The sequence below is a fragment of the Streptomyces sp. NPDC050997 genome, assembly GCF_040660135.1.
Classification (GTDB): Bacteria; Actinomycetota; Actinomycetes; order Streptomycetales; family Streptomycetaceae; genus Streptomyces.
Window position 1 is genome coordinate 130440 of record NZ_JBFAGK010000001.1, and the last position, 24081, is coordinate 154520.

Here is a 24081-nt window from a genome sequence, read left to right on the forward strand (position 1 = left end):
CGACCCTCACCCGGCGAGCGGGTTGGGCAGCGGCCGGTAGCGGGCGTCGGCGCCGTCCGCGCCGGTCCAGCGCAGCAGCAGGTTCGTCTTGCCGGGCAGAGTGGGCGAGGTGAGCAGGGCGGCGATCTCCGGAAGGTGGTGCCGGGACAACTCGCGGCGGACGGCGGGCCAGGGATCGAGGCCTGGCGTACGTTCGGCCAGGGCCGCGGCGACCTCGGTGAGATGGTTGACGACCAGGCAGTACACGAGCCGCTCCCAGCCGGCCGCCCGGGACACCTCCGGCACCAGCTTCACCCCCTCGGCGTCCCGGAACAGGGCCTGCACGGGTGTGCCGTCTGCGTCGACGGCGACCAGCGTGTTCTGCAGATGTGCCTCGAGTACGACGCCGTGGTCGGCGAAGGCCGTCAGAGCCGGGGGTACGACCTGGGCGAGGTACGCCTCCCACCATGCCGCCGGGTCCCTCGCCCCGTCGAGCGGGCTGCCCTCGAAGCCCTCCACCAACCCCGCCGCCAGCAGCGGTGTCGCGCCGGGCACGAGGTGGCCGCGCAGTCCGTCGCGGACGAGGACGGCGAGTTCCTCGAAGGCGAAGGCCGCGGTCCGGTACCCCGTGTCGCTCAGCCAGGCCGCCGGGCCGCCGATCGCGGCGAGGGCCTCGCGTGCCGCCGCGTCCGTCCGGCCGAGCTTCAGCAGGTCGTGCCGCCACAGCCGGCGGATGTCGTTGGTGATGCGGACGTCGAGGCTGAACTTCAGGAAGAGGTCGCGGTCGGGCGCGTACACGGTGCGGATCGCGGCGGTCGGCCAGGTCTCGAACGTGGTGTCGCCGAGCCGGATCAGACGGCCGTCCGCGAAGGCCGGGGCCAGGGCGGGGGCGGCCAGGTCGAGCTGCCAGGGGTGGGCGGGCAGCAGTCGGTAGCCGGGCGGGGCCTCGCCGAGCGCGTCCAGCGCCGAGGTGTCGCCCTCCTCGACGACCGTGTCCGCCCGCAGTCCGAGCAGGGTCAGCGGGAAGCGGGCGCGCGCCTCGGGGGCGTAGGGCAGCCAGCCGGCGACGGGGCCGCCGCCGCGCGCCTTCGGAGCGGGATGGTGGGGGTGGCCGGTGATGAGGGACTGCTCGGAGCGCAGATAGGGATCGCCCGGCGGGGTCACGCGGGCGCGGGCGGTGAGCAGCGCCGCGACCGCGTCCCGGCTGTCGATCATCTCGGTGGGCAGGTCGAGGTTGGACAGGCCGGTGTACCGGTCCAGTTCCTCGGCGACGAGTTTCACGAGTTCGCTGTGGCCGACGCGCCGCCAGCCGCCTTCCGTGTGGACCTCCGGATCGGCGGGCCGCCGCTGCCCGCACACGCGCAGCAGTCTGCCCCCGGGCAGCCGGTACACCCGATGGGCGCCCTGTGCGGCGGACCGGTCAAGGGGCTCGGCCACCTCCCGCAACAGACAGTTCAGAAGGGGCGCCGCCGCGTAGGCGTCGGCGCGGTCCGAGATGTCGTCGCGGGGGGCGGCGTCGGGCGAGGTAATGGGATCCACGCGTTCCACTCGTTCTCTACGGTCCGTTCGGGCGGCGATCATCAGTATGTCTGCCGTCACCACCTGCCGTGACATCCCATGCGTACCCGAGGAGCCCGCCCGTGCACCGTCCCCCCACCGCCGAGGCCGAGGTCGCCGAGGAGCTGGCCGCCGTACGCCCCGGCCTCGTGCCGCGGTACGAGGCCGAACTTCCCGGTGCCCGCGCGGCCGTCCTGACCCGGTTGTGGCGTGCCCTCACCCATGAGCCGCTCCCCTGGTTCACGGACCGCGCGGCCGGCCCCGACGGGCTCACGCTGCGCCTGTCGGACGGCCGCCGGCTGCACGGCCCGCGACCGGACCCGTACGCCACCGCCGCGTACGTCTCCGTCGTACGACTCGACGAGGTGGCGTACGACGATCCGGCGCGGCTGATGACCGACCTCGCCGTAGCGCACGGTACGGACTTCGCCGTCGAACTCGGCCACAGTGCCGTCTCGTTGGCGCTGTCCCGGGCCGGGCAGGAGCGGCCCGCCGCCGAGGAGGGGCCGGTGCACGACTGGGAGTGGGAGCGGCGGGTGGTCGACGGGCATCCGTACCACCCCGGCTGCCGTTCCCGGCCCGGCTTCTCGGTGGCCGAACAGCTCGCCTACGGGTCCGAGCACGGGCCGCTGGTGCGGCTGGGGCTGCTGCCGGTACCGGCGGGCGAGTGCCTGGTGGCGGGTGACTGGCCGGACGAACTGCGGGACGGTGAGCGGTTGTTGGTGCCGACGCATCCCTGGCAGGCGGAGCATGTGCTCAAGCGGGCGTGCGACACCGGGATCGACGCGCGTCCGCTGATGTCCCTGCGCACGCTGGAGCTGCCGGGCGGGGCCCACGAGCCCCGCGGTCCGCATGTGAAGACCGCGCTGAGCGCCCGGCTGACGTCGTCGGTGCGGGACATCTCCGTGTACTCGATCGCGCTGTCCGCGACCCTGTCGGCGTTCGCTCAGACGCTGGCCGCCCGGCTGGACGGCCTGCTGCACATCACCCGCACCCTGGGCGCGGTCACCGCCAACAGCCCTGACCTGGGGGCGGTGTTGCGGGAGTCGCCGCAGGCGTACGCGACCCCGGGCAGCGGTGAGCGTGTGGTGCCGGTGGCCGCGCTCGCCACCACCGGGCTGCCCGACTCCCCGGCCTGGCTCGCCGACTTCACCCGGCTCGCGCTCACGGTGGGCCTGCGGCTGCTGGATCTGGGGGTGGCGCTGGAGGCGCACGGCCAGAACCTCCTGGTGGTGCTGTCCCCGACGGGCGCGCCCGTGCGGTTGGTCTACCGGGACCTCGCCGACATCCGGGTGAGCCCGGCCCGGCTGACCCGGCACGGCATCCCGGTCCCGGAGCTGACCGGACGCATCGTCACCGACGACGTGACGGCCCTGCGCCGCAAGCTGTTCGGCTCGCTGGTGGCCGGAGCGCTCGCCGGTACGGCGGGGTCGGCGGCGGCGCTGGGAGGGGCGCTTGAGACCGCCGTACGGGATCTGGCGCGCACGCCGGACCTCGTCGCACTCCTCGAAGAGCCGCTCCCCGCCAAGGCGTTGACGCTGATGCGGCTGTCACCGGGGACGCCCGGGGACCAGTGGACCGGGCTGCCCAACCCGCTGCGCTGAGCGGCCGTTTTGGAGCCCGGCACCCCTGATCAATAGGATCCGCCGATGATCACAAGTAAACGGCTGGCGGCGGGAGTGTGCGCCCTGCTCGCCGCCCTGACGGCCGGGATCGCGTTCCCGGTCGCGGCAGTCGCCGACGAGACCACCGCCAACGCGCCGAAGGTCGACCTCGTCCTCGACGTGAGCGGTTCGATGCGAGCGAAGGACATTGACGGCCAGTCGCGGATGGCCGCGGCGAAGCAGGCCTTCAACGAGGTGCTGGACGCGACGCCCGAGGAGGTCCGGCTCGGTATCCGCACACTGGGCGCCAACTACCCGGGAGACGACCGCAAGACGGGCTGCAAGGACACCGCGCAGCTCTACCCGGTCGGCCCGCTGGACCGCACCGAGGCGAAGACGGCGGTGGCGACCCTCACGCCCACCGGCTGGACGCCGATCGGACCCGCCCTGCTGAAGGCGGCCGACGACCTCGACGACGGCGAGGGTTCCAAGCGGATCGTGCTGATCACCGACGGCGAGGACACCTGCGCCCCGCTCGACCCCTGCGAGGTGGCCCGCGAGATCGCCGCCAAGGACATCGGTCTCACCATCGACACGCTCGGCCTGGTGCCGAGCACCAAGCTGAGCCGTCAGCTCAGCTGTATCGCCGAGGCGACCGGCGGCACCTACACCTCGGTGGAGCACACCGACGAACTCACCGACCGGGTCAACCAGTTGGTGGACCGGGCGGCCGATCCGGTGGTGACGCCGGTGGCGACGCAGGGCGCGGACGCGTGCGCGAAGGCGCCCACGCTCAAGTCGGGTCTGTACACCGACCGCGAGGAGTTCGGCCAGGAGCGCTGGTACCGCGTGGATGTCCAGGCGGGCCAGGAGCTGCGCGCCTCGGTGAGCGTGGCCGCCGACCGGGCCGTCAACCCCGACTACGGGACGCTGCTGCGGGCCGTCACCGTGCACGGCCGCGAGATCGTGCGCGGCGAGGCCGCCGGAATCGGCCGTACGGACGTCATCTCCACCGGGCTGCGCTACCCGAAGCCCGAGCGGGACGACGACGACAGCGACAAGCCGGCCGCCGAGACCGTGTGCCTCCAGGTGACCAACTCCTTCTCGGCGGCGTCCGGGGTGAAGACCACGCCGGGCATGCCGCTGGAGCTGACGGTCGACCTGGTGGACGGTCCGAGCAACGCGAGCGACGTGGCCTCCTTCGGCCTCGGACGCGGCTGGTGGCTGCTCGGCGCACTGATCCTCGCCGGCTTCCTCGCCGGTCTCGTCTGGGGCTGGCTTTCGCGCTGGCGGGTCGCGGTCTGGAGGACCAACTGATGCGAATCACTAGCGTGTTGAGCGCTTCACTGCTGATGCTCGGGCTGGCGGTGGCTCCGGCGGTCGCCGACTCCTCGCCGTCCCCGAGCGCGTCCGACGACAGCTCGGCGCCCACCGCCGCGGGCACCTCGTTCCGTACCGCGACCGAGATCGAGCAGGGCCAGGCGGCCACCGCGAACGGGTCCGCGGGCGACTACATGTACTGGTCGTTCCCGGCGGACGCCGGCCAGCGCCCCACCGTCGGGGCGACGGTGAAGCTGCCTGCCGCGCACGCCTCCGAGACCTGGCAGATCGACGTGTACGACGGCTTGCGCCGACGTCAGTCCTGCCAGTACGGCGCGCAGACACGCACCGCCGCCGCGGGCACCGCCTCCGTGCGGCTGACCTGCGTCCTGCGCACGGTCCGCGCCTGGTCGGAGCAGTGGGCGAACGACCCGCTGCCCGGCACGTACTACGTCCGGCTGACGGCCGTCGACCTCACCACGGCCGACCTGGGCCTTTCCGTCGACACGGAGCTGCGGGTCGACTCGAAGGACATCGGCGGTTCGGCCGCCGTGGACGGCTCGCTGGCGGAGCCGCTGGTACCGGGCATCGCCGTCACCTCGGAGTCCGACAACTCCGAGTCCGACGAGGACAGTTCGTCGGACTCGGCCGTGCTGTCCGCCATCGAGCCCGATGACGGCTGGTCCTCCGGGTGGTGGTCCGACCGGTGGGTGTGGACCGCCCTCGGCGGGGTGCTGGCCGCGCTCGCGGGGGTCGGCGGGTACACGCTGACCCGGGGCGCGGGGCGGCCGTCACGGGTACCGCCGGGCGCCTGACGGTTCGTGGAGAGGCCCGCCGTGCTGCCGCGGCGGGCCTCTCCCGTGTCCCGTGACATGTCCCGTCGCATGTCCCGTCACATGTCACGTCCACACGTCACATGACCCGTCACATGTCCCGCAGCGCCTTCGCCAGCGTGCCCTCGCCGGTCACCTCGACACGGCCGTCGCGCACCGCGTCGGTCATGCTCAACTCGCCCCGTGCGACCGCCGTGCAGGTGGCCACGTCCAGCACCAGCCGGGCGTCGGGCTCACCGGGAGCGGGGCCGTCGCCGTACACGGGCCCGTCCTCGGCGCCGAGGAGGAGATGGAACTCCCCTTCCTCCAGCCGGACTTCGACGACACCTTCGCCCTCTATCGCGCGCAGCAGCGGCAGCGCGAACCAGTGCGCGCGTACCGCGTCCGTGGGCCGCCGCTCCCCCAGCTCGGCCACGCCCCACGCCCCCAGGGCCTGCAGCACCGGCAGCAACTCCCGCCCGCGTCCGGTGAGTTCGTACACCGTGGCCGCGCCGGGCGGCGGCAGCCTGCGCCGGGTCGCGAGGCCGTCCCGCTCCATGTCCTTCAGCCGTGAGGCGAGGACGTCCGTGCTCACGCCCGGCAGGTCGGCGTGCAGGTCCGTGTAGCGGCGCGGGCCGGCCAGGAGTTCGCGGACGATCAGCAGGGTCCAGCGGTCGCCGACGACGTCGAGCGCCCTGGCCGCGGAACAGTACTGGTCGTAGCTTCGGCGAGGTGACATGCGACGCAGTCTAGACAAGTTGTTGGACTTTCCAAGCCGATACTTGGTAAAACCAAGCAACACCACGAACCGGAGGGGCGTAAGCGCATGGAGTTCCGGCAGTCGAACAAGCTGAGCGAGGTCTGTTACGAGATCCGCGGCCCGGTGATCGAGCACGCCGACGCACTGGAGGCGGCGGGCCACAGCGTGCTGCGCCTGAACACCGGCAACCCCGCGCTGTTCGGCTTCGAGGCGCCGGAGGAGATCCTCCAGGACATGATCCGCATGCTGCCCCAGGCGCACGGCTACACCGACTCGCGCGGCATCCTCTCCGCCCGCCGGGCCGTGGCGGGGCGCTACCAGTCGCTGGGCCTGGAGGTCGGCGTCGACGACGTCTTCCTCGGCAACGGCATCTCCGAGCTGATCTCGATGGCCGTACAGGCGCTGGTCGAGGACGGCGACGAAATCCTCATCCCGGCCCCCGACTTCCCCCTCTGGACGGCCGTCACCACCCTCGCGGGCGGCAAGGCGGTGCACTACCTCTGCGACGAACAGGCCGACTGGTACCCGGACCTGGACGACATGGCGTCGAAGATCACGGACCGCACCAAGGCCGTGGTCATCATCAACCCGAACAACCCCACCGGAGCGGTCTACCCGAAGGAGATCATCGAGGGCATCCTCGATCTCGCCCGCCGGCACGGACTGATGGTCTTCGCCGACGAGATCTACGACCAGATCCTGTACGACGACGCCGTGCACCACTCGGTCGCCGCGCTCGCCCCCGACCTGGTGGTCCTGACCTTCTGCGGCCTGTCGAAGACGTACCGGGTGGCCGGCTTCCGATCGGGCTGGCTGGTGGTCACCGGCCCGAGGCAGCACGCCAGAAACTATCTGGAGGGCCTGACCATGCTGGCCTCCATGCGGCTGTGCGCCAACGCGCCCGCGCAGTACGCCATCCAGGCCGCGCTCGGCGGCCGCCAGTCCATCCACGAGCTGACCGCGCCCGGCGGCCGTCTGCACGAACAGCGCACCGTGGCCTGGGAGAAGCTCAATGAGATCCCCGGCGTGTCCTGCGTGAAGCCGAAGGGCTCGCTGTACGCGTTCCCACGTCTCGACCCCAAGGTGCACAAGATCCACGACGACGAGAAGTTCGTCCTGGACCTGTTGCTGCGGGAGAAGATCCAGGTGGTCCAGGGCACCGGCTTCAACTGGCCGACCCCCGATCACTTCCGCATCCTCACCCTCCCCCACGCGGACGACCTGGAGGCGGCGATCGGGCGGATCGGGCGGTTCCTCGGCGGGTACCGGCAGTAGCGCCCACCTAACCTGGACCGTATGAGTGATCTCTTCCTGGTGCGGCACGGTGAGACCGAGTGGTCGCGGTCGGGCCGGCACACCGGCCGGACTGACGTCCCGCTGACCGAGCACGGCCGGGCCGAGGCGCGCGCGCTGGTTCCGCTGATCCGGTCGCACCGGATCGGGGCCGCCTTCGTCAGCCCGCTGCAGTGGGCCCGGGAGACCGCGGAGCTGATCGGGCTGCACGACGTGCGGGTCGACACCGACCTCTACGAGTGGGACTACGGCGGGTACGAGGGGATCACGACCGTCGAGATCCAGCGCACCCGGCCGGACTGGTTCCTGTTCACGGACGGCGTCGTACCCGGGCCGCCGGACCGCCCCGGGGAGACCCCGGAGCAGGTCGGGGAGCGCGCCGATCGCGTGCTGGCCAGGGTGGACGCCGCGTTCGCCAACACCGAGGGCTGTGTGGTCCTGGTGGCGCACGGCCATTTCCTGCGTGTCCTCACGGCCCGTCGGCTCGGACTGCCGCCGTCGTCCGGGGCACTGTTCCAGCTGGCGACGGGGGCGCTCGGCCGGCTCGGCACGGAGCACGGGCGGCCGGTGATCTCGGGGTGGAATGTCAGAGCCCCGTCGTAGTCTTCGAAGGGTGATCGCAGCGAGGCGACCGGGGGGTCGCAGCGGTGTGACGCCTTCGAGAAGGCCCGACGGGGAGGAGCAGGCAGTGACCCGACCGCCGACCGCCGCGCAGCGGCGTGTCATCGACGCCGCCGATCCCGTCACCGGGCGGCTCCGGGGGACGGACGCGCAGCTCGCGGCGCTGGTCGCGCGAGGCCTCGCCTTCCGGCACCCGCGGCCGCCGCACGACCACTTCCTGACCCCGGCCGGACACCGGATACGCGAGGCGGCCCCGGAGGCTCCCGCCCCCGCCGTCGCACCACCCCCGGCACCCGGCGTCTTCACCGCCCGCATCGGCGGCGAGGAGGACGCCCCCGACGACGCCCAGGTGGCCGGTCCGTCCCGGGCCCGTGAGGTGCACAGCGCCTGGCAGGGGCTCCTGGAGCTGCGCCGGATGACCGACCCGCACGGCGCGACGGAGCGGCCCTGCGCCTGGGAGCGCACGCATCTGGTGCAGGCCGCCGCCCTCGCCCTGGAGGCCGCCGGACACCGCCCTGCCGGGCGGGACGGCGCCGGGGGCTACCGGGTGCGCGCGACACCGCAGCCGGAGGCCGTCGCCGTGCACGCGCCGGACACCGAGGAACTGCGCGCCTGCGCGGCCACGTTGGAGAAGGCGGGCTGGCAGGCCGGCGAGCACACACAACCACGGACGAGAGCCCGCTATCTGCTGGCGTCCCCGCGCCGGGCGTGATGGGCATGCCAAGATCGGTCGATCAGATCATCCATGACGAGAAGGGGAAGCCGTGACCGAAGCGTTTTCCGTCCCGGTGACCGTCCGCGGGTACGAGACGGACGTGCAGGGCCATCTCAACCAGAGCGTGTACATCAACTACGCGGAACACGCCCGCTGGTCGCTGCTGAAGGCCGCCGGGATCAGCCAGTCCGGCCTCATCAAAAGCGGCGTGGGCCCGGTGGCCCTGGAGACCACCATCCGCTACCGCCGCGAGTTATTGGCCGGCGACGAGGTCGAGGTGACGTGCGGCTTCGACTGGGGCGAGGGCAAGACGTTCCGGGTCGAGCAGGTGATACGCAAGACCGACGGCACGGTGGCCGCCGAGATCACCGCCGTCGGCGGCCTGATGGACCTCAAGGCGCGCAGGCTCGTGGCGGATCCACGGGAGCACTTCAAGCAACTGGCGGCGGACCCGGGCCTGTTCGGGCTGTAGGGCTGGGAGCGAGGCGGGGGGCAGCCCGCCCCCGGGGTCAGCCCGCCACGAACACCCCCTTGTGGTCCTCGGCCCACTCCCGGTAGGTACGCGCCGTGCGCCCCAGCACCTCGGGCACGTCCCCGGTGACGACGGCGTTCCCGCCCCCGCGCACGTAGGCGGTGCCCGCCAGGACACCGTCCGCGGCCTTACCGTCGAGGCCCCAACCGAGCACGTACTGCCGGACCTCCGCCGCCGAGAGGTCGCGTGCGGTGACGCGGCGGCCGAGGATCTCCGCGAGTACGGCGGCCTGACCGGGCACGCCGATCGTCTCCGGTCCGGTCAGCGTGTACGTCCGTCCCTCGTGCCCGGGGTCGACCAGGGCGCGGGTCGCCACTTCGGAGACATCCCGCGGGTCGACCACTCCCTGCAGCCCGTCTCCGGTCAGGTTCGGCACCGGCTCGCCCGCCCCGATGGGGTCCGCCCAGCTCAGCGTGTTGGACGCGAACGCCGAGGGGCGCAGGATCGTCCACCGCGCGCCGCTGTCCCGGACGGCACGTTCGCCGTCGAGGTGCCAGGAGCCGGACGGGCCCAGCTCGGGATCGCCGGTGCCGATGGCGGAGAGCTTCACCAGGCGGGACACGCCGGACGCCCGCGCCGCCGCCACCAGCGCCTGGTCGTGCCACGTCCCAGGGGCGGGCACGCCCACCAGGAACGCGGCCGTCACCCCGGCCATCGCCACCTCCAGGGAGCCCGGGTCCCGGTAGTCCCCGCGCAGCACCTCCACGCCCGGGGGCACCACAGCCTTTGCCGGGTCGCGGGTCAGGGCGCGCACCTTCTCGCCACGCGCCGCGAGTTGTCGTACGACTTCACTGCCGATGGTGCCCGTGGCACCCGTCACAAGGATCATGTGGACCACGGTGGCGGGCGGCGGGCGCCGGACTCTAGGAGATTCCGGCACGGTTGAGGCGCCCGCGCGGGCGGCCGGCGCGCTTACCGTGGTCGGGTGACGACCGCCCTGACCGAACGCCTCCTGCCGGTCCCCGACGCGCTGCGACCCTGGATCGCCGACATCGCGGCGGTGGCCGTGGCGGGCCCGCTGCCCGAGTCGTTCACTCATGTGCCGGACACCGCGACCAAGTTGGTCGTCCGGGTCGAGGACACCGGGCGGCGCGACACCCTGGTGGTCGGTCCGCGCACCCGTGCCTCGTACCACGCGGACGCGGACAAGCGGGTGGTGTCCTGCGTCCAGGTGCGTCTGGGCCCGGGCACCGCGCGCCCCCTGCTCGGCGCGTCGGCCGTCGAACTCGTCGGTCACGTCGTGCCGTTGGGTGCCCTGCCGACGGGGACGGCCCGGCGACTCGCGCGCGAGCTGGTCGACCTGGGGCCGGAGGAGATGACCGCGCGTCTGGCGGAGGTGCTGATCGACCGGCTCGCCCCGGTCGCCGACGGCACGCGCACCCGGCTGCTGCGGGCCGCCGTCGACGCCCTGTCGACCCGGCCGGGCCGCGCCCCCGCCACCGTGCGCGATGTGGCCCGCGAACTCGCTGTCAGCGAGCGGCAGTTGCGCAACCTCTTCGCCGAGGGCGTCGGCCTGTCACCGAAGCACTACGCCCGCATCAGCCGCGTACGCCATCTGCTGACGCACGCGAGGGACGCTCCCTGGGCGGAGCTGGCCGCCTCCACCGGCTACTACGACCAGTCGCACATGACGTCCGACTTCCGCACCGTGATGGGGGTGCCGCCCGGGTCGTTCTTCACCGGCCGGCTGCCGGCCCCCCGGCCCTGCCAGGCGATTCCGCGGGTGTGACGCCCGTTCGGATCCACGGCCACCGGTCGGGAGCCGTCCCTCCCGACCGGAGATCAAGTGCCGTACGTCGGTACGGGGTCAGGCTCCCGGCGATCTCCGCCAGCCTTCGCGCCTCGGCGCGCGTGGAGCGGGCGATCGCGTCCTCGTCGGCGGTGAGCAGCCGGTTGTCCTCGACGATCTGACGGCCGTTCACGAAGGACGCGGTGACCGGCGCCGCCGCGCCGAAGACCAGCGCGGTCACCGGGTCGGCGATCGAGGCGTGGGCGAGGGTGTCGAGCCTCCAGAGCACCAGGTCGGCGAGCTTGCCGGGCTCCAGGGACCCGATCTCGCTTGCGCGGCCCAGCACTTGGGCGCCGCCGTGGGTGCCCAGGCGCAGTGCCTGACGGGCGTTCAGGGCGGCTTCTCGGTGGGAGCCAAGGCGGTTGATGAGGAGCGCGTTACGCAGCTCGGTGTGGAGTTCACCGGACTCGTTCGACGCGGTGCCGTCGACCCCCAGGCCGACCGGGACGCCGGCGGCGAGCATGTCGGGGACACGGGCGATACCGGCGGCCAGGCGGGCGTTGGACGAGGGGCAGTGGGCGACACCGGTCCTCGTCCGGGCGAAGGCATCGATGTCGGAGTCGTTCATGTGGACGCAGTGCGCCATCCACACGTCCTCGCCGAGCCAGCCGGTGGACTCGAAGTAGTCGGTGGGGCCCATGCCGAACAGTTCCTTGCAGAACTGCTCCTCCTCCACGGTCTCCGAGCCGTGGGTGTGCAGCCGTACGCCGAGACGGCGGGCCAACTCGGCGCCCTGCCTCATCAGTTCGGTGGATACGGAGAAGGGCGAGCAGGGCGCGACGGCGACCTGGGTCATCGCGCCGAAGGAGGCGTCGTGGTGCTGCCCGACGGTCTCCTCGGTGGCGGCGAGGGCACCGTCCAGAGTCTCCACGGCGAAGTCCGGTGGCAGTCCGCCGTCCTTCTCGCCGCGGTCCATGGAACCGCGGGCGAGGGTGAAGCGGACGCCCATCTCGCGGGCGGCGCCGATGATCGCGCCGGACAGGTCACCGGAGCCCCGCGGGAAGACGTAGTGGTGGTCCATGGCGGTGGTGACACCGCCGCGGGCCATCATCGCGAGCGAGCCCTCGGCGGCCGCGCGGACCATCTGCTCGTCGATGCGCGCCCAGGTCGGGTACAGCGCCACGAGCCAGTCGAACAGGTTGTGGTCGGTGGCCAGCCCCCGGGTGATCCACTGGTAGTAGTGGTGGTGGGTGTTGACCAGGCCGGGGGTCACGAGGTGGCCTTCGGCGTCGATCCTGCGTTCGACGTTCGCCAGGCCCTCGGGTGCCCTGCCCGCGCCGACCGACTCGATGCGGTTGCCGACGACGACGACATGTCCACTGGCGTACTCGGTGTCGTGGGCGTCGACGGTCGCGATCGAACAGTTCTCGATGACGATGCGCCGGTCTGCTGCCATGGTGCGTCCTTTTCGCTCGTGGACTCAGGGGGAGGGCACGGCAGGACCCTGAAGTTTTGAGTGCCGTGGCCGGGGTTGCGGGTGGGCGGGTGCCCCGGCCACGGGTGCCGAAAATGGGGTGACGTCAGCGGTGGGTTCGATTGGTTTCAGCGGTGGGTTCAGAGGTTGGTGAGGTCCACCGGGATCTTCGCCTCGCAGCCGTCCCGCAGGACGGTGGCCTCGATCAGGCCGTAGGGGCGGTCGGCGGCGAGGTACACAGCACCGTCCTCGGTCTCGTTCTTCAGCCCGAACGGCTCCAGGTCCACCAGGAAGTGGTGCTTGTTCGGGAGCGAGAAGCGGACCTCGTCGATCTCGCCGCGGTTGTCGATGATCCGCGAGCCCATGGCGTAGAGGCTCTGCTGGAGCGACAGGGAGTACGTCTCCGCGAAGGCTCGCAGGAGGTGCCCCTTGACCTGTGCGTACGACTCGTCCCAGGCCGGCATCCGCTGCGCGTCCTCGGTCCAGTTGAAGCGCCAGCGGCTTGAGACCTCGGTGGCCAGGATGCGGTCGCGGGCCTCGGGAAGGGTCGTGTACTTGTCCTTGACGTAACCCCAGAACTCGGAGTCGGTCGAGTTCATGACGGTCAGGTCCTTGAGACCGGAGACGACCTCCCACGACGAACCGTCGTACGTGATCTGAGCGAGACGGGTCTCCTGGCCCTTGCGGACGAACGAGTGCTCGCCCTGCCCGGTGTGCTCGATCCGTTCCCAGGCGTACTCCTCGATGCGGATGCGGGCCCGGTGGATCGGCTCCTGACTCGTCACGAAGTGGCGGGCGAGATGGATGCCGAACTGCTCGGCGGACTCGATGCCGTGCTCCTTGGCGAACGCGTACACCGTGTTCTTGGTGGTGTCGGTCGGCAGGACGTTGGCGTTCGAGCCGGAGTAGTGGACCTCTTCCATGTCGCCGCTCAGCGACACCGAGACGTTCAGGTCCTTGATGTGGTGGGTGGCGCCGTTCCGCGTGATCTTGACGACTCGGTTCTCGGCCTTGCCGTACTGGTTCTGTCCCAGGATCACAGGGCGGGAAGGGCGGGAAGTGTCTGTCATTTAGCTAGCTCCCTCGGTAAACGGAGTAGCCGAACGGGTTGAGCAGCAGCGGTACGTGATAGTGCTCGCCGGGTTCGACGGCGAAGGTGATCGCCACCTCCGGGAAGAACGCACCGCTGTCCCGATTCGCGGGGGCGTCCTGCTGCGCATCGGCTTGCTTCTTAGCGGATGTCTCGAAATACGGCTCCACCGCGAAGTCGAGCCGTACGTGTGTGGTGCCCTCCGGCAGCGCCGGCAGGTCCTTGCACCGGCCGTCCGCGTCCGTCGCGGAGCCGCCGAGTGCCTGCCAGTGCCCGTCGCGTCCGGAGCGGGCGGCGAGCTGGACGGCGACGCCCACGGCGGGGCGGCCGATGCTGGTGTCGAGGATGTGGGTCGACACCGAGGCGGTGGTGCTGGTGCTCATGGGTCAGGCGTCCTCTTCAGTCGTCCTCAGTCGTCCTCAGTCGTCGACTTCAGCCCTCGTCGACCAGTCGGGCCAGGCGGATACGGTTGATCTTGCCCAGCTCGGTGCGGACGATCTCCCGCTCCTGCTCCGGCGAGTTCCCGATGCGCTCCTTGACCGCGTGCCGCATCTGTTCGCCGGTCCGTCCGGTGGCACAGATCAGGAAGACATGGCCGAACCTGTCCTGGTAGGCCAGATTCAGGTCGAGCATCTCCGCCCTGAGCTCCTCGGAGGCGCCGGCCATACCGCGCTGCTCGCGCGTCGACGCGGGGTCGCCCGGCTTGGGGCGGCCGATCGGCGGGTGCCCGGCCATCGCCTCCGCGAGGTCCTCGCCGGTCAGCTCGGCCATCGCGGTGTCACTGGCGGCGTAGAGGCCGTCGGCGTCGGCGTACGGGCGGGCGGCGACCAGTCGCTTCACCCACGCCGTGGACGCGCACGCCTCGTGGAGTACGGCGAAGGCAGCGCGCTGTTCCAGGGCGTTGAACCGGGCCAGGCCCGGGGGCGTGGAAGTCGACGTCACGGGAGCCTCCGTGGCCGCGAAGGGCCTTCGTGCTGAACGGGCTGGGGCCAGCTAACGCCCCTCCGCGACACCACGTCAACACTTTGTTGAAAATTCGAGGTGACGAAACCCTCGGGCTTCACTCAGCCCTCTTTGTCACGATTCAGGTAGTTGTAGACCGTGAAGCGACTCACCCCGAGCGCACCCGCGACGGTTTCCACGCCATGCCGTACCGAGAAGGCGCCACGCGTCTCCAGCATGCGGACGACCTCCTGCTTGGCCTTGCGGTCCAGGTCCGCCAGGGGCTTGCCCTTCTTGCGCTCCATGGCGGCCAGGATGTGGTCGAGGGAGTCGGCGAGCTGCGGCAGCCGTACGGCGATGACCTCTGCCCCCTCCCAGGAGAGCACGATGTCGTCGGGCCCCGCTTCGTCCGGCGCGAGTATCTCGCCGCCCATGGCGTCGACCAGCGGCTTCACGGCCCCGATGAAGGACTCACCCCCGGCGCCGGTCACTCGGCACCCTCTCCGATCACGTTGAGCTGGAGAGAGATACGGGTGGCGCCGGAATCCAGGGTCCGGCGCAGCACGGCGTCCACGGCGCTGAGCACGGCGTCGGCGCCCCCTTCGGCGGTGTTGCCGAACGGGCCGACGTCCACCGCGTCCAGCCCGGCCGTCTCGACGACCTGGCGGGCCACCACCGCATGCGCGGGCGCCTCGTCGAGGTCGAAGGGCTCCGTAGTGAACTCCACTCGCAATCGCATTGTGCCCCCAGAACACGCCTATGACCTGCACCTTTACCCAGACCGCCCACCGCGAGAGCACATCGGGGCACAACGGAGGTCACATTAGTCGACTGCTTCCCAGCCGCGATGCGCCAAGCCCCATCCTGCCGGTCACGGCCTGCCCTGGCGCAGGAAGCTCCGTAGCCGCCGTTCCGGCCAGGTGTTGATCACGTCATCCTTTGCCAGCCAGCCGCGCTGGGCGGTGCCGATGCCGTAGCGCATGACGGCGAGGTGGGGGACGGCGTGGGCGTCGCTGTTCACGGCGAACCTCACGCCGTGCCGCCGGGCCCGCAGGATGTCCTCGTCGCGCAGGTCGAGGCGGTCGGGGTGGGCGTTGATCTCCAGCGCCGTGCCGGTACGGGCACAGGCGGCGAAGACCGCGTCGAGGTCGGCGTCGATGCCGGGCCGTCTGCCGATGAGGCGGGTCGTGGGGTGGCCGATGATGTGAACGTACGGGTTCTCGCAGGCCCGTACGATGCGGCGGGTGAGGGCGTCGCGCCCCTGGTTGAAGTGCGAGTGCACGGAGGCCACGCACAGGTCGAAGCCGGCGAGGAATTCCGCTGGCCAGTCCACCTCGCCGTCCGGGCCGATGTTCAGCTCGGCGCCGTGCAGCAGCCGCAGCCCGCCGCGCCGGCCCCGGGCGGGATACGTGCCGTCCAGCTCACGCACCCGCTCCCGCTGGGCCAGCATCCGCTCGTCGGTCATGCGCTGCATGGCCAGGTCCGGGCCGTGGTCGGTGATCGCGTAGTAGGCGTAGCCGCGCGCGGCGGCCGCCTCGACCATCTCCTCCAGTGGGGCCAGCCCGTCGGTGAGGTCGGTGTGGGTGTGCAGGTCGCCCCTGATGTCGGCCTCCGTCACCAGGTCGGGCAGCTCGCCGCGCAGCCCGGCCCCGATCTCCCCGCGGTCCTCGCGCAGCGTCGGCGGGATCCACGGCAGGCCGAGCCGGGCGTACACCTCGTCCTCCGTCTCGGAGACGATCTTCTTGCCGCTCTCGACGTCGAAGATCCCGTACTCGGAGAGCTTCAGCTTCTGGTGTACGGCCAGCTCGCGGGTGCGGATGTTGTGGGCCTTGGAGCCGGTGAAGTACTGAAGTGCCGCGCCCCAGGAGTCCGGCGGTACGACGCGCAGGTCGACGGCCAGCCCCTTGGAGGTGCGCACGGACGTCTTCTTCTCGCCCCGCGCGATCACCTCCGTGACGTACGGCAGCTCAGTGAACGCCTGCATGATCGGCGCCGGCTTCTTCGCCGCGGCCAGGATGTCGATGTCGCCGATGGTCTCCCGGACCCGGCGCAGCGACCCGGCGTACGCGCACCGCAGGCAGCCCGTGACCTGGGACAACGCGGCGACGATGGCGTCGGCGAGGTCGCTGGCGACGTCGAGTTGGACGCGGTTGCCGGCGGATTGCAGGAGCTCGATGCCGTGGAGGATGTTCTCCTCCGTCTTGGGCCCGAAGCCCTTCAGGTCGCGGAGCCGTTCCTCGTGGATGGCGTCGGCCAGTTCCTCGACCGACGAGATACCCAGCTCCTCGTACACCGTCAGCGCCTTCTTCGGGCCGAGGGTGGGGATGGCGGTCAGGCGCCGGACCCCGGCGGGGATCTTCGCCCGCAGCTCTTCGACGGCGGACACGCTGCCGCTGTCGAAGTATTCGAGGACCTTCTGGGCGATCGACTTTCCGACGTTGGGGATCGCCTGGAGGCCCTTGAGGTCGAGCGTGGAGACATCGGCATGGTGGCCGCCGACCGCTCTGGCAGCCTTCTCGTAGACACGTGCCTTGAACGCGTCTCCGCCGGTGATCGAGATCAGGTCCGCGTACTCCTGCAGCAGCGCGGCGACCTCGTCGTTGGACCGGGCCACACCTTCAGGGTAGGCACGCCCCTCGCGCATCGCGTGCGGGGGCGGATGTGCGCGGGCGGTCTTGACAGGCCTCCCCAGCTGCGTGCAATCTTCCATTAGGTAGAAATAAACTTCCGCTACACGGAATTAAGTCAGCCCGGAAGGGAGCGCCGACCCAGATGTCAGGTCTTGAATGGGGCACAGCCTCAGACCAGCGCTTCAACGTCAACCTGTCGATTCTCTTCACAGAACTCCCGCTCCTGGAGCGCCCCTCGGCCGCCGCCGCGGTCGGCTTCACCGCGGTCGAGCTGTGGTGGCCCTGGGTCGACTCCCCCACCCCCGAGCGGTCCGCGCTCGACGCCCTGAAGAAGGCGATCGAGGACGCGGGCGTCCAGCTCACGGGCCTGAACTTCTACGCCGGCCGGCTGCCCGGCCCGGACCGCGGCGCCCTGTCGATCCCCGGCGAGGAGTCGGAGAAGTTCCGCGCCAACATCGACGTGGCCGCCGACTTCGCCGAGTCGCTGGGCTGCAAGGCTCTCAACGCGCTGTACGGCAACCGCGTCGAGGGCGTCGACCCGGCCGAGCAGGACGCGCTCGCGCTGGAGAACCTGGTGCTCGCGGCCCGGACCGCGAACACCATCGGCGCGATCCTGCTGATCGAGGCCCTCAACCAGCCCGAGTCGCCGCTGTACCCACTGGTGAGCGCACCCGCCGCCGTGGAGATCGTCGACAAGGTCAACGAGGCGACGGGACTCGGCAACGCGCGCTTCCTGATGGATCTGTACCACCTGTCGATGAACCGCGAGGACCTGCCGTCGGTGATCGAGCGGTACGCGTCGAAGACCGGCCATGTACAGATCGCCGACAACCCCGGTCGCGGAGCGCCGGGCACCGGCTCGCTCCCCCTCGAAGACCTCCTCGGCCGGCTTGGGAAGGCCGGTTACGAGGGCTGGGTCGGCCTGGAGTACAAGCCGGGCGACGGGCCGAGCGCGGCGGCGTTCGACTGGCTGCCCGCCACGGCCCGAGCCGCGCACTGAGCGCCGCCCCACAGACGTAGCGAAGCAGCCAGAGAGGCGCCCGCATGACCACGAACCTTCCCAAGATCGCCTGGATCGGCCTCGGCATCATGGGCTCCCCCATGTCCGAGAACCTGATCAAGGCGGGTTACGACGTCACCGGCTTCACCCTGGAGCGGGACAAGCTGGATCGCCTGGTCGCAGCCGGCGGCACAGCGGCCGGGTCCATCGCCGAGGCCGTGCGGGACGCCGACGTGATCGTGACGATGGTGCCCGCCTCCCCGCAGGTCGAGGCGATCGCGTACGGCCCCGACGGCATCCTCGAGAACGCCAGGTCCGGGGCGCTGCTGATCGACATGTCGTCGATCACCCCGCAGACCTCCGTCGGCCTGGCGAAGTCGGCACTGGCGAAGGGCATCCGCGTCCTGGACGCCCCCGTCTCCGGCGGTGAGGCCGGGGCCGTCGAGGCCGTGCTGTCCATCATGGTCGGCGGCGGGCAGGCCGACTTCGACGAGGCCCAGCCGATCTTCGAGGCGCTCGGCAGGACCATCGTGCTGTGCGGTCCGCACGGCTCGGGCCAGACCGTGAAGGCCGCCAACCAGCTGATCGTCGCCGTGAACATCCAAGCGTGCGCCGAGGCCGTGGTCTTCCTGGAGAAGTCGGGCGTGGACCTGAAGGCGGCCCTCGACGTCCTGAACGGCGGGCTGGCCGGCTCCACCGTGCTGACGCGCAAGAAGGACAACTTCCTGAACCGCGACTTCAAGCCGGGCTTCCGTATCGACCTGCACCACAAGGACATGGGCATCGTCACGGACGCCGCCCGCGACGTCGGCGCGGCCCTGCCCGTCGGTGCCGTGGTCGCCCAGCTGGTCGCGAGCCTGCGGACACAGGGCGACGGCGGCCTCGACCACTCGGCGCTGCTGCGGGCGGTGGAGCGCCTGTCCGGCGCCCGGATCTGAACCGCCCCCTGCGAACTCCGGACGGCGTCGGCGCTGACATCTGTCCTGTCGCGCCCAGGCGTCGGCGCCGCCCGGAACCCACGTCGACAACCGGAACCCACGTCGACAACAGGTGTCCGAACTCCCTGGCCGCGCCCGACCACTGGGTGACCCGGATGACGGTGACACGGATGACGGGTGACCCGGATGAAGGGTGCCCCCTCAGCGGCGTGACACGGCCAGGGTCAGACCGCGGCGGCGTGCGAGCCAGTGCGGTGGTGAAGGACCCGGGACGCCCCTCCCGACCTGAGGGAGGTGCGCTCCCGGCTCCGTCGCGGCTGTCGCGGTCCCAGCATCGGCGGGTCCCCGGGGGCGCCGGGGTGCGGAGACGCCCCTCCCGCAGGAGCCTGAAGGCATGGCACCAGCACACCCGGCACACCACCCGCACATCGTGGTCCACCCCCCGGCCCTGGACGGCTCCCGGCGGGTCACCGCGGACGCCGAGAACCTCGGCGTCGCCTCGCACCTGGACGACGTCGTGGAGCTCCTGCGGCTCGCCGATCTCGACCAGGTCGAGGTCGAGGAGAGCGACATCGTCGAATGGCAGGGCGGCGGTCCCGACGACTGGCCGGGACTGTCCGAGCACCACGAGCACCACGAGCGGTGAGCGCGGCTACGGCAGCGGTCGTACGCCGACTACGGAACCCTCAAATCAAGCTCTGAACCCACGCCCGAAGGCTTCAAGTACCCCCGGGTGCGGGCACATTCTGGTCACACGGGGCCCGCCGGCACGGGGGCGGTGGGTCCCGTGCCAGGGGGTGCCATGGGCAGCGGTACGACGGTCCGGCTGAAGCCGCACGAGGTCGCGCTGCTGCGGGGCGGTCCCCGCGCCGCCGTCACGGTCGCCGTGCTGGCCCTGCATCTGCTGGGGGCCGTCGAGGCCGGCCGACCGGGCACGGTACGGGTCTCGGGGGAGCCCGCCGGCGCGGGGCAGGCCCTGTCCCCGCTGTCCGAGGCAGTGCTCACGAGCCTTCAACAGCCCGCCGGGGTAACCGAGTTGCTCGACCAGCCGAGCGTACGACAGGCACTGGACCACATCCGCGGCAGTCTCCTGTCCGCCGACCTGCTGCGGACCCTTCCGCCGCGCCGGACCCGCGCCGCCCGGCGCGCGCTCGACGCCCTGTACGCGGCTCATCCGCTTCCGGCCGGCCGGCGGGGTCTGTCCGCGGACGACACCCTGATGGCGGTGGCCCTGTACGGCGATCCGGCCCTGACCGTCCTCGCGGCGCGCTTCGCCCTGCGGGCCGGCCTGACCGCCCGCGTGGAGGTGGCGGACAAGGGGCTCCTGCGGCACTCAGAACGCTCACCGTACTCCTGCGGCGGCGTCTCGGACTGAGGGCACGCACGCCGTAGGGGCGGCCCTCCCCCGGCGGGCCGCCCCTTGGTGAGGCGAGTGTCCGCTGTCAGACCTTCAGCGTCCTGATCGAGGTCGGGGCATGCGCCGGCTCGGTCGCGATCTCCTCGAACTCGACGACATCACCGATGTCGTTCGTCCTCGACATCGCGATGTTGGTGACCCGCTCCAGGATGACCTCGACGACCACCGGGACCCGGAACTCGGCGGCGAGCTTCTTCGCCTGCTCGAAGGCCGCGCCCAGCTCGTTCGGGTCGGTCACCCGGATCGCCTTGCAACCGAGGCCCTCGGCGACCTTGACGTGGTCGACGCCGTAGACGCCCAGCTCGGGCGAGTTGGCGTTCTCGAACTCCAGGCTGACCTGGAAGTCGATGTCGAACGCCAGCTGCGCCTGGCGGATCAGGCCCAGGTAGGAGTTGTTCACCAGGACATGGATGTACGGGATCCGGTGCTGCGCCCCGACCGCCAACTCCTCGATCATGAACTGGAAGTCGTAGTCGCCGGAGAGGGCGACGACGGACGCCTCCGGGTCGGCCTTCGCGACGCCCAGCGCGGCCGGGACGGTCCAGCCGAGCGGGCCGGCCTGGCCGCAGTTGATCCAGTGCCGCGGCCGGTAGACGTGCAGCATCTGGGCGCCGGCGATCTGCGAGAGGCCGATCGTGGAGACGTAACGGGTCTGAGGGCCGAAGGCCTTGTTCATCTCCTCGTAGACGCGCTGCGGCTTGATCGGGATGTCGTCGAAGTGCGTACGGCGCTGGAGGGTCGCCTTCTTCTCCTGGGCCGAGCCCGCCCAGACCGAACGGTCAGGGAGCCTGCCCGCCGCCTTCAACTCCCTTGCCACCTCGACGAAGAGCGTCAGAGCCGCCTTCGCGTCCGACGCGATGCCGTAGTCCGGGGCGAAGATCCTGCCGATCTGGGTGGGCTCGATGTCGACGTGGACGAACGTCCGGCCGGCCGTGTAGACGTCCAGTTTGCCGGTGTGGCGGTTGGCCCAGCGGTTGCCGATGCCGAGGACGAAGTCGGACTCCAGGAAGGTCGCGTTGCCGTAGCGGTGCGAGGTCTGCAGGCCCACCATGCCGGCGTTGAGGTCGTGGTCGTCGGGCAGGACGCCCCAGCCCATCAGGGTCGGAACGACCGGAGTTCCGGTCAACTCGGCGAACTCGACCAGGAGTTCGGCCGCGTCGGCGTTGATGATCCCGCCACCGGCCACGATCAGCGGCCGCTCGGACGCGTTCAGCATCCCGATCGCCTTCTCGATCTGGGCGCGGGTCGCGGCGGGCTTGTAGACCGCGAGCGGCTCATAGGTCTCCGGGTCGAACTCGATCTCGGTCAGCTGGACGTCGATCGGCAGATCGACGAGGACCGGGCCGGGGCGGCCGGAGCGCATCAGGTGGAAGGCCTGCTGGAAGACGCCCGGGACCTGCGCGGCCTCCAGGACGGTGAGCGCCAACTTGGTCACCGGTTGGGCGATCGAGGCGATGTCGACGGCCTGGAAGTCCTCCTTGTGGATCACGGCGGTCGGGGCCTGGCCCGTGATGCACAGGATCGGGATGGAGTCGCCGGTCGCGGAGTACAGGCCGGTGATCATGTCGGTGCCGGCGGGGCCGGAAGTGCCGACGCAGACACCGATGTTGCCCGGGTGGGTGCGCGTGTAGCCCTCGGCCATGTGCGAGGCGCCCTCGACGTGCCGGGCGAGGGTGTGGTGGATGCCGCCGGAGGCCTTGAGAGCCGCGTAGAAGGGGTTGATCGCCGCGCCCGGGACACCGAACGCGTCGGTGACGCCCTCTCGCTTGAGGATCTCAACTGCCGCGCGGGCAGCGGTCATTCGAGCCATCGAGTACTCCTGCTTCGGCTGCCGGATGGGCACTCCCGTCGCGCCCCGCGGTGAGTACTTCCGTATTGCAGAAATTAACTTCTACGATCTGGAAATAATGTAAGTGGGTGGATGAAGGCAGTCAAGAGACGGACAAGCGGGGGTTTTCTGGAGGACGATGTGGGCCATGTCCGAGAGCGTTCCGGTGCGCTGCCCGGCCTGTCGGCGCGAGCATCTCTACGCGGCACCGTCGTATCCGTGCGCGTGCGGCGCACCCGTCAGTCCCCACCTCGACCGGCGCGGGACGGCCACCGCCGTCACCCACCGCGCCTGGGACGAGGAGTGGGTCACCGTGCGCTGCGACTCCTGTGGCCGCAGCGACCAGTGGCCGTGTCCGGAGCTGGGCTGCCCGTGCGGGACGATGCTGCGGGTCACGGTGGCGGGGGCGCCCGCCGAGGCACCCCCGGACCCGGTCCCGCAAGCCGCCGCTCCGGCACCCCGGCGCCCCTTCCAGCCCGTGGCGATCCGCACCGCCCGGGACGCGGTCACGGCCACCGCCCTCTATCTGCGCTGGCTCGGCTACCGGGACATCCGTCGCGCCGACCAGCGCCCGCCGTCCGGTATCGGCATAGCCGCGCGCGGCCTGCTGGCCCAGGTCGACCCGACCGTGCGGCCCGCCTCCGTGCGCGACGTGGAGTGCCTGTGGCTGACGGCCATGACGGAGTCCTCGTGCTGCGCCTATTTCTCGCTCGCCGGGTACGCGGACGACGCCCGCCGTCGCGCCGACGGCCTGGGGGTTCCGTTGTTCGTGCTGGACCTCACGGGCACGCCACGCGCGGTCAACGACATGGCGGACCAGCTCGACGCGTCGGGAACGGCGTGACGGGTCGAGTTGACGCCCGACCGGTCTTCCCGGTCGGGCGTCAACTCCTTGTCGAGGCACAAGTCGGCTGCTGTGGCTGGGCTGCTAGGCCGCTTCGTTGACCACCTGCGTGTCCGTCGCGGTGTCTCCGGCGAAGTTGACGTCCCCGCCGTACGAGGCGCTGATCGTGTACGGACTGCCCGTCGTGTCCGTGTAGACGTGGGTGGCCGTGGCCGTCCCGCCTGCCACCGTCGCGGTGGTCGTCCCCGACCCGTCACCGAAGTCGAAGGTGACCGTCCCCGTCGGCGTCCCCGCACCCGGAGCATCCGCGGTCACCGTCGCCGTCACCGTCACCAACTCACCCACCACCGACGGATCGGGAGCCGACGTCACCGCGACCGTGGTCGCAGCCTGGTTCACCGTCTGAGTGTCCGTCGCGGTGTCCCCGGCGAAGTTGACGTCCCCGCCGTACGAGGCACTGATCGTGTACGGACTGCCCGTCGTGTCCGTGTAGACGTGGGTGGCCGTGGCCGTCCCGCCTGCCACCGTCGCGGCGGTCGTCCCCGACCCGTCACCGAAGTCGAAGGTGACCGTCCCCGTCGGCGTCCCCGCACCCGGAGCATCCGCGGTCACCGTCGCCGTCACCGTCACCAACTCACCCACCACCGACGGATCGGGAGCCGACGTCACCGCGACCGTGGTCGCAGCCTGGTTCACCGTCTGAGTGTCCGTCGCGGTGTCCCCGGCGAAGTTGACGTCCCCGCCGTACGAGGCACTGATCGTGTACGGACTGCCCGCCACGTCCGTGTAGGTGTGGGTGGTCGTCACGGTTCCCCCGGACAGCGTTACGGTGACGGCCGGCGACCCGTCACCGAAGTCGACCGTGACGGTCCCCGTCGGCGTCCCCGCACCCGGAGCGGTCGCTGTCACCGTCGCCGTCACCGTCACCGGCTCACCCACCACCGACGGATCCGGCGCCGACGTCACCGTGGCGGTCGTCGCGGCCTGGCCCACGGT

At 71.2% G+C, this 24081-nt stretch carries 24 protein-coding genes and 1 pseudogene; 13 read left to right on the forward strand and 12 right to left on the reverse strand.

The annotated features are described in order from the left end of the window. Positions 1-6 precede the first annotated feature (6 nt). On the reverse strand, positions 7-1560 hold the full coding sequence (locus tag AB0H86_RS00660; protein ID WP_362432222.1) for an IucA/IucC family protein: 1554 nt from the start codon (positions 1558-1560) through the stop codon (positions 7-9). Between the two features lie 59 nt (positions 1561-1619). Here AB0H86_RS00660 and AB0H86_RS00665 point away from each other — a divergent pair, with 59 nt between their 5' ends. Genes AB0H86_RS00665 through AB0H86_RS00675 form a run of 3 tightly spaced genes read left to right on the forward strand, consistent with a single transcriptional unit; the run spans position 1620 to position 5275 of the window. Further along, the gene (locus AB0H86_RS00665; RefSeq protein WP_362431179.1) at positions 1620-3140 is read left to right on the forward strand and encodes an IucA/IucC family siderophore biosynthesis protein; all 1521 of its coding nucleotides are present in this window, start codon (positions 1620-1622) and stop codon (positions 3138-3140) included. A gap of 45 nt (positions 3141-3185) precedes the next feature. Then, positions 3186-4457, forward strand: a complete 1272-nt coding sequence (locus tag AB0H86_RS00670) for a VWA domain-containing protein (RefSeq protein WP_362431180.1) — start codon at positions 3186-3188, stop codon at positions 4455-4457. Continuing rightward, positions 4457-5275: a hypothetical protein gene (locus AB0H86_RS00675; protein WP_362431182.1), complete on the forward strand. Its 819-nt coding sequence runs from the start codon at positions 4457-4459 to the stop codon at positions 5273-5275. Before AB0H86_RS00670 ends, AB0H86_RS00675 begins: the two co-directional genes overlap by 1 nt. 109 nt (positions 5276-5384) lie before the next feature. Here the strand turns inward: AB0H86_RS00675 and AB0H86_RS00680 are convergent, their stop codons facing one another. Then, positions 5385-6011 (reverse strand): winged helix-turn-helix transcriptional regulator, encoded by a 627-nt coding sequence (locus AB0H86_RS00680; RefSeq protein WP_362431184.1) that lies wholly within the window; start codon positions 6009-6011, stop codon positions 5385-5387. An 87-nt stretch (positions 6012-6098) separates the two neighbouring features. Here AB0H86_RS00680 and AB0H86_RS00685 point away from each other — a divergent pair, with 87 nt between their 5' ends. The 4 genes from AB0H86_RS00685 to AB0H86_RS00700 all read left to right on the forward strand — a co-directional run bounded on the left by AB0H86_RS00685 (position 6099) and on the right by AB0H86_RS00700 (position 9133). After that, entirely contained in the window at positions 6099-7307 is a 1209-nt protein-coding gene (locus AB0H86_RS00685) for a pyridoxal phosphate-dependent aminotransferase (RefSeq protein WP_362431187.1), read from the forward strand. Positions 7308-7328: 21 nt separating this feature from the next. Next, positions 7329-7928 (forward strand): histidine phosphatase family protein, encoded by a 600-nt coding sequence (locus AB0H86_RS00690; RefSeq protein WP_362431189.1) that lies wholly within the window; start codon positions 7329-7331, stop codon positions 7926-7928. 85 nt (positions 7929-8013) lie between these two features. Continuing rightward, positions 8014-8658, forward strand: a complete 645-nt coding sequence (locus tag AB0H86_RS00695) for a hypothetical protein (protein ID WP_362431191.1) — start codon at positions 8014-8016, stop codon at positions 8656-8658. A 52-nt stretch (positions 8659-8710) separates the two neighbouring features. Continuing rightward, positions 8711-9133, forward strand: a complete 423-nt coding sequence (locus tag AB0H86_RS00700; RefSeq protein WP_362431193.1) for an acyl-CoA thioesterase — start codon at positions 8711-8713, stop codon at positions 9131-9133. Positions 9134-9170: 37 nt separating this feature from the next. Here the strand turns inward: AB0H86_RS00700 and AB0H86_RS00705 are convergent, their stop codons facing one another. Further along, positions 9171-10031 carry an NAD(P)H-binding protein gene (locus AB0H86_RS00705; RefSeq protein WP_362431196.1) on the reverse strand — a complete coding sequence of 287 codons (861 nt, stop codon included), beginning with the start codon at positions 10029-10031 and terminating at the stop codon, positions 9171-9173. A gap of 87 nt (positions 10032-10118) precedes the next feature. On the opposite strand from AB0H86_RS00705, the gene AB0H86_RS00710 reads away from it, so the two are divergent. Next, on the forward strand, positions 10119-10922 hold the full coding sequence (locus tag AB0H86_RS00710; RefSeq protein WP_362431199.1) for a helix-turn-helix domain-containing protein: 804 nt from the start codon (positions 10119-10121) through the stop codon (positions 10920-10922). Between the two features lie 88 nt (positions 10923-11010). Here the strand turns inward: AB0H86_RS00710 and AB0H86_RS00715 are convergent. From AB0H86_RS00715 to polX, 7 genes and pseudogenes are all read right to left on the reverse strand, one after another. Beyond that, positions 11011-12378: pseudogene (locus AB0H86_RS00715) on the reverse strand (8-oxoguanine deaminase); the annotation flags it as partial. A 158-nt stretch (positions 12379-12536) separates the two neighbouring features. Then, the gene (pucL, locus tag AB0H86_RS00720; protein ID WP_362431201.1) at positions 12537-13466 is read right to left on the reverse strand and encodes a factor-independent urate hydroxylase; all 930 of its coding nucleotides are present in this window, start codon (positions 13464-13466) and stop codon (positions 12537-12539) included. A gap of 4 nt (positions 13467-13470) precedes the next feature. After that, positions 13471-13869 (reverse strand): hydroxyisourate hydrolase, encoded by a 399-nt coding sequence (gene uraH, locus AB0H86_RS00725; protein ID WP_362431203.1) that lies wholly within the window; start codon positions 13867-13869, stop codon positions 13471-13473. A 49-nt stretch (positions 13870-13918) separates the two neighbouring features. Continuing rightward, the gene (gene uraD / locus AB0H86_RS00730; RefSeq protein ID WP_362431206.1) at positions 13919-14428 is read right to left on the reverse strand and encodes a 2-oxo-4-hydroxy-4-carboxy-5-ureidoimidazoline decarboxylase; all 510 of its coding nucleotides are present in this window, start codon (positions 14426-14428) and stop codon (positions 13919-13921) included. Between the two features lie 122 nt (positions 14429-14550). Next, entirely contained in the window at positions 14551-14919 is a 369-nt protein-coding gene (locus tag AB0H86_RS00735) for a helix-turn-helix domain-containing protein (RefSeq protein WP_362431208.1), read from the reverse strand. Beyond that, complete coding sequence (locus AB0H86_RS00740; protein WP_362431211.1) at positions 14916-15167, reverse strand: hypothetical protein; 252 nt, start codon at positions 15165-15167, stop codon at positions 14916-14918. Before AB0H86_RS00740 ends, AB0H86_RS00735 begins: the two co-directional genes overlap by 4 nt. Positions 15168-15299: 132 nt before the next feature. Then, positions 15300-17042, reverse strand: a complete 1743-nt coding sequence (gene polX / locus AB0H86_RS00745; RefSeq protein ID WP_362431213.1) for a DNA polymerase/3'-5' exonuclease PolX — start codon at positions 17040-17042, stop codon at positions 15300-15302. Positions 17043-17200: 158 nt separating this feature from the next. Between polX and AB0H86_RS00750 the strand changes: the two genes are divergently transcribed. From AB0H86_RS00750 to AB0H86_RS00765, 4 genes are all read left to right on the forward strand, one after another. Then, complete coding sequence (locus AB0H86_RS00750; protein ID WP_362431215.1) at positions 17201-18058, forward strand: TIM barrel protein; 858 nt, start codon at positions 17201-17203, stop codon at positions 18056-18058. A gap of 44 nt (positions 18059-18102) precedes the next feature. Then, on the forward strand, positions 18103-18996 hold the full coding sequence (locus tag AB0H86_RS00755) for a 2-hydroxy-3-oxopropionate reductase (protein ID WP_362431218.1): 894 nt from the start codon (positions 18103-18105) through the stop codon (positions 18994-18996). Positions 18997-19390: 394 nt separating this feature from the next. Beyond that, on the forward strand, positions 19391-19642 hold the full coding sequence (locus tag AB0H86_RS00760; protein WP_362431220.1) for a hypothetical protein: 252 nt from the start codon (positions 19391-19393) through the stop codon (positions 19640-19642). Positions 19643-19798: 156 nt separating this feature from the next. Continuing rightward, positions 19799-20371, forward strand: a complete 573-nt coding sequence (locus AB0H86_RS00765; RefSeq protein ID WP_362431222.1) for a TIGR04222 domain-containing membrane protein — start codon at positions 19799-19801, stop codon at positions 20369-20371. A 67-nt stretch (positions 20372-20438) separates the two neighbouring features. Here AB0H86_RS00765 and gcl read toward each other — a convergent pair whose 3' ends face one another. Next, on the reverse strand, positions 20439-22223 hold the full coding sequence (gene gcl, locus AB0H86_RS00770) for a glyoxylate carboligase (RefSeq protein ID WP_362431224.1): 1785 nt from the start codon (positions 22221-22223) through the stop codon (positions 20439-20441). 157 nt (positions 22224-22380) lie between these two features. Here gcl and AB0H86_RS00775 point away from each other — a divergent pair, with 157 nt between their 5' ends. After that, positions 22381-23085, forward strand: coding sequence for a hypothetical protein (locus tag AB0H86_RS00775; RefSeq protein ID WP_362431226.1), 705 nt, complete (start codon positions 22381-22383; stop codon positions 23083-23085). A gap of 84 nt (positions 23086-23169) precedes the next feature. Here AB0H86_RS00775 and AB0H86_RS00780 read toward each other — a convergent pair whose 3' ends face one another. Then, positions 23170-24078: an Ig-like domain-containing protein gene (locus AB0H86_RS00780; RefSeq protein ID WP_362432224.1), complete on the reverse strand. Its 909-nt coding sequence runs from the start codon at positions 24076-24078 to the stop codon at positions 23170-23172. Positions 24079-24081: the final 3 nt, after the last annotated feature.

Excerpts from the sequence above, each read along its gene's own strand:
- AB0H86_RS00660 (WP_362432222.1), bottom strand. The coding sequence starts at position 1,560 with ATGATCGCCGCCCGAACGGACCGTAGAGAACGAGTGGAACGCGTGGAT.
- AB0H86_RS00670 (WP_362431180.1), top strand. The coding sequence starts at position 3,186 with ATGATCACAAGTAAACGGCTGGCGGCGGGAGTGTGCGCCCTGCTCGCC.
- AB0H86_RS00675 (WP_362431182.1), top strand. The coding sequence starts at position 4,457 with ATGCGAATCACTAGCGTGTTGAGCGCTTCACTGCTGATGCTCGGGCTG.
- AB0H86_RS00680 (WP_362431184.1), bottom strand. The coding sequence starts at position 6,011 with ATGTCACCTCGCCGAAGCTACGACCAGTACTGTTCCGCGGCCAGGGCG.
- AB0H86_RS00685 (WP_362431187.1), top strand. The coding sequence starts at position 6,099 with ATGGAGTTCCGGCAGTCGAACAAGCTGAGCGAGGTCTGTTACGAGATC.
- AB0H86_RS00690 (WP_362431189.1), top strand. The coding sequence starts at position 7,329 with ATGAGTGATCTCTTCCTGGTGCGGCACGGTGAGACCGAGTGGTCGCGG.
- pucL (WP_362431201.1), bottom strand. The coding sequence starts at position 13,466 with ATGACAGACACTTCCCGCCCTTCCCGCCCTGTGATCCTGGGACAGAAC.
- uraH (WP_362431203.1), bottom strand. The coding sequence starts at position 13,869 with ATGAGCACCAGCACCACCGCCTCGGTGTCGACCCACATCCTCGACACC.
- AB0H86_RS00740 (WP_362431211.1), bottom strand. The coding sequence starts at position 15,167 with ATGCGATTGCGAGTGGAGTTCACTACGGAGCCCTTCGACCTCGACGAG.
- AB0H86_RS00750 (WP_362431215.1), top strand. The coding sequence starts at position 17,201 with ATGTCAGGTCTTGAATGGGGCACAGCCTCAGACCAGCGCTTCAACGTC.
- AB0H86_RS00755 (WP_362431218.1), top strand. The coding sequence starts at position 18,103 with ATGACCACGAACCTTCCCAAGATCGCCTGGATCGGCCTCGGCATCATG.
- AB0H86_RS00760 (WP_362431220.1), top strand. The coding sequence starts at position 19,391 with ATGGCACCAGCACACCCGGCACACCACCCGCACATCGTGGTCCACCCC.
- AB0H86_RS00765 (WP_362431222.1), top strand. The coding sequence starts at position 19,799 with ATGGGCAGCGGTACGACGGTCCGGCTGAAGCCGCACGAGGTCGCGCTG.
- gcl (WP_362431224.1), bottom strand. The coding sequence starts at position 22,223 with ATGGCTCGAATGACCGCTGCCCGCGCGGCAGTTGAGATCCTCAAGCGA.
- AB0H86_RS00775 (WP_362431226.1), top strand. The coding sequence starts at position 22,381 with ATGTGGGCCATGTCCGAGAGCGTTCCGGTGCGCTGCCCGGCCTGTCGG.